At 71.8% G+C, this 3,731-nt stretch carries 2 protein-coding genes; one reads left to right on the top strand and one right to left on the bottom strand.

The features are described from left to right. Positions 1 to 2,133: ATP-binding protein (locus ABZV94_RS40700; protein WP_356350014.1), on the bottom strand; the 2,133-nt coding region annotated here is incomplete at its 3' end. 288 nt (positions 2,134 to 2,421) lie between these two features. Between ABZV94_RS40700 and ABZV94_RS40695 the strand changes: the two genes are divergently transcribed. After that, positions 2,422 to 3,384, top strand: a complete 963-nt coding sequence (locus ABZV94_RS40695; RefSeq protein ID WP_356350012.1) for an ABC transporter substrate-binding protein — start codon at positions 2,422 to 2,424, stop codon at positions 3,382 to 3,384. The last annotated feature ends 347 nt before the right edge of the window (positions 3,385 to 3,731 follow it).

Below are 3,731 nucleotides of genomic sequence, written 5' to 3'. Positions count from 1 at the left end.
CCGGCGGGGGAGCGGGCCGCCGTGATCCGCGCGGGCGGGCTCGTCCAGGGCGGGCCCGTCGGCCGGCGCCTTCTCGTGGGCGGTGTCCGGCGCCGGCGCGCCCCGCGCGGGTACCGGGCCGGACACCCCGGCCACCGGCGCGGGGGCCGCGGTCGGCGGAGCCTGCGCCGCCGCGCCCGGTGCGAGCAGCAGCGAGGCCGGCAGCGTCACCTCGGCCGTCACACCGCCGCCCGGGGTGCGGGTCAGCTCGACCCCGATCTCCCAGCGGCGGGCCAGCGCGCCCACCACGAACAGGCCCAGCACCTTCGTCGGCACCAGGTCCAGCCGTTCCCGGCGGATCAGCCGGGCGTTCTCCTCGGCGAGCCGCTCGGCGCTCATGCCGAGGCCGTGGTCGGTGACCACCACGTGCGTGCCCTCGGCGCCGGAGCGGACCGTGACCTCGACCGGGCTGCCCTCGGGCGAGAACGACACCGCGTTCTCCAGGAGTTCGGCCACCATCAGCGTGAGGTCACCGATGACGTCCGGCTCCACCAGGGCGTCCGACGCGGCGTACAGCCGTACCCGCTGATAACCCTCGATCTGCCCGAGCGCGGCCCGTACGACGGTGGACAGCGTCGTCGGGCCCGCGTCCAGGACCGTCTCCCGGATGCCGGCCAGCAGCATGAGGCTGTCGGCGTTGCGGCGCAGTCGTACGGCGATGTGGTCGATGGAGTACAGCCGTTCCAGCAGCGCCGGGTCGGTCTCGCCCCGCTCCACCGCGTCGATCAGGGCGAGCTGCCGGGTGGTCAGGTTGCTGACGCGGCGGCCCACGTTGCCGAACATCTCCGCGGTGTTGCGCCGGCTGAGCACCTGGCGTTCCAGCAGCGCGGCGGCGGTGGTCTGCACCCGGTTGAACGCCTCCGCCAGGTCGCCGATCTCGTCGCGGGCCGTGACCGGCATGTCCCGCAGCCGGGGCGGCCCGTCGTCCTCGGCGTCGTCGTCGGCCACCCGGGCCAGTTCCCGCCCGGCGACCTCGGCGACCTCCCGCGCGGCCCCGGTGAGCGCCTGCACGGGCCGGACCACCGAGCGGCGCACCAGCACCGCGAAGGCGATCCACAGCGCGAAGGCGATCAGCGCGCCGCTCAGCAGCAGGCCGGCCCGCCACCGGGCGCCGTCGGCGGCACCGTCGGCCCGGTCGGCGATCTGGCCGATCAACGCGGTGGTGATCTTCAGCCGGGCGGCGGCCTGTTCGGGGTAGGCGGGGTAGTCGGTCAGCGCGTCCTGCACCGCCCGCCGCACCCGTTCCTGGTCGTTCGACTCCAACCGGCCGATGCCGACCTGGAGTTCTGCGTACGCCTCGGCGATCTCCTGCTGGGCCTGCGTGTGTTCGATGCCGGAGAACCGCTCGGCCTGCGCCTCGGTCGCGAACCGGGAGAAGCGGGCGGCCTGGTGGGTGTACAGCTCGTACGCGCCGACCGCGCTGGTGAACTCGATCTGCGCGTTCGTGTCGCCCGTGGTGGCGGCGAACACGTTGGTCTCGAAGGCGCCGTGGGCGGCGTCCGCGCGCAGCAGGGAGTCGAGCAGGCTGCCGGTGAAGGTATCGGCGAGGTCCGCGTCCCGGTCGAGACCGAGGCCGTCGATCAGGCTCTGGGCGGTGCCGGCGTAGGCCGGGTCGATGTTGTCCGCGGGCAGGTACGACTGCTCCACCGAGGTGCGCAGGCTGGTCAGGCCCTCGACCCCGCGCAGGGCCTGGGCCTCGCTCTCCGGCAGCCGGTCCCCGAAGGCCGCGCGCACCGCGTCCACTTGGGAGTCGACCGCGCGCTGCGCCGCCCGGTAGGCGGAGGTCGACGGCTTCGCGTCCCCGGACTCGTAGCGCGTCGACAGCAGGATCGCCTGCTGGTGCTCGGCCTCCACCCGGTCCACCAGCCGCGCCACCTGTGCGCTGTCGCGCACCAGCCGGGCCGCCGAGGCCGCGCTGGACGACTGCCGCACCAGGTCCGTGAAGAGGAACGCCAGCAGGACCGCGATGACCGCGAGGGGGATGCCGACGAGCAGATTGAGCTTGCGCCGGAAGGGCCAGCGGTCGGCGAATCCCCGTGCTCCGCCCCGGGTGGGGGCGTGCCGGGCGGGCGCGTCCACCTGGTTCGTGGACACCGGGCCTCCTTCATGGGTGTCTTGTCCGGGGGAGCCGTCACTCCCGGACCTGGGGACTGCGCCGCCCCCGGAACGCCTGCGTCACGACACCGAAGCGGGCCCCGCGCACCGCTGTGGTCGATACAACTCGGGTGAGACTACAGCCCTCTTGAGGTGTCGATCAGCTCACCTTTCATCAAGAATCCGTTACAAAGAGACTGCTCTGTGTGCACGAGTGACCGCAGATCGAGGCCAATCGGTGATCTGATGCCCTTGACTGACCGAGAACCGGCTGGATTGGATCAGCGCGTGACTTCCACGACCCACATCAGCAGGTCCATCCGGAGGAACCGAGGCGCGGCGGCGGTCGCCCTCGCGGCGGCGACGGCTCTGCTGGCGGGCTGTTCCTCCAACGACGGCAAGGCCGACAACCCCCTGTCGGACGACAGCAAGGCCAGCGGCGACACCGTTGTCGTCGGATCCAACAACTTCCCCGAGAGCACCCTGCTCGCCGACATCTACGGCGAGGCGCTCAAGGCCAAGGGCATCAAGGTCACGTACAGGCCGAACATCGGCAGCCGCGAGACCACCTACGGGCTGATCAAGAACGGTTCCATCTCGGTCCTGCCCGAGTACAACGGCGCGCTGCTGGCCTACCTCGACCCGAAGGCCGCCCCCAAGACCCTCGCGGAGACCACGGACGCCATCAACGCCAAGCTGGACTCCAAGCTCACGCTGCTGAACCCGGCGTCGGCGCAGGACAAGGACTCCATCACGGTCAACGCGGCCACCGCGAAGAAGTACGGCCTCACCGAGAAGTCCTCCATCGCCGACCTGAAGGACATCGCGAAGGACCTGGTCATCGGCGCCTCGCCGGAGTTCCAGACCCGGCAGCAGGGCCTGGTGGGCCTGAAGTCCGTCTACGGGCTCCAGTTCAAGTCCTTCAAGGCGCTGGACGCGGGCGGCCCGCTCACACTGGCGGCGCTGAAGAAGGACGCCGTGCAGGCCGCGGACATCTTCACCACGGACCCGAACATCTCCAAGGAGAAGTTCGTCGTCCTCCAGGACCCGAAGAACCTGTTCGGCTTCGAGAACGTCCAGCCGCTCACCTACAAGGGCGCGCTGTCCAAGGAGGGCGTCGACGCGCTCAACGCCGTCTCCGCCAAGCTCGACACCGCGACCCTGCTGGACCTGGACACCCAGGTGCAGGCCCAGAACAAGGACCCGCTGGACGTCGCGAAGGCGTGGCTGAAGTCGGCGGGGCTGGGCTAAACGCCGGCCGGTCCGCACGGGCCGGCCGAGCCGGAGCGGCCAGGGTGACCGGATCGGCTCGACCGGCCACAGCGGCCAGCGCGATCAGAACGACCAGCGCGACGAGAACGACCAGCGCGACCAGCGCGACCAGAACGACCAGAACGACCAGGAACTGTCAGGAACGACCGTGGACGTGCCGACGCGGGTGCCCCCGCAGCCAGGGGACACCCGCGTCCCGCTCGACGGCGGCGGCCTCACCCTCCCCGCTCTGATCCGGCTCGCCGACCGTACGGCCGTACCCGCCGTCGACCCCGGCGCCCTGGAGCGGGTGCGCCGCGCGAGGGAGACGGCCGACCGGATCGCCG

This window comes from Streptomyces sp. NPDC004658 (genome assembly GCF_040609555.1).
Taxonomy (GTDB): Bacteria; Actinomycetota; Actinomycetes; order Streptomycetales; family Streptomycetaceae; genus Streptomyces.
This window is presented reverse-complemented; position numbering and strand designations above follow the sequence as displayed.